Origin of the sequence: Pseudomonas sp. SIMBA_067, assembly GCF_046534675.1 — a bacterium.
GTDB lineage: Bacteria > Pseudomonadota > Gammaproteobacteria > Pseudomonadales > Pseudomonadaceae > Aquipseudomonas > Aquipseudomonas putida.
In genome coordinates this window covers 1-278 of sequence record NZ_JAWRYH010000315.1, presented here as the reverse complement: position 1 = coordinate 278, position 278 = coordinate 1, and the positions used below count along the sequence as shown (strand labels likewise).

1 protein-coding gene is annotated in these 278 nt (G+C 52.5%); it reads right to left on the bottom strand.

Annotated features, from left to right (window positions below; genetic code table 11):
• Positions 1 to 216: ATP-binding cassette domain-containing protein (locus SB765_RS29255; RefSeq protein WP_410932438.1), on the bottom strand; the 216-nt coding region annotated here is incomplete at its 3' end.
• Positions 217 to 278 lie beyond the last annotated feature (62 nt).

The window sequence follows — 278 nt, the reverse complement described above, 5'->3', positions numbered from 1 at the left end:
CAGCAGCGTTGATTTACCACAGCCCGATGCGCCCAGCAGGGCAAAGATCTCACCTTTATAAATAGTCAGGCTGACATCATCCACGGCGTGTTGCCCGTCAAAGGATTTGGTCAGATTGCGAATTTCCAGCAGTGGCGTTAACGCCTTTGCGGTTTTATTTTGAGGACGGGGAATGGCATCGTTCACAAAGGTTCTCTCCGGAGCCAGGCGGAACATGGCGACAAAATTTGCCGCTAAAAATGGCACAACAGAGGCCGACACCGCGCCTCTGTTGCTGA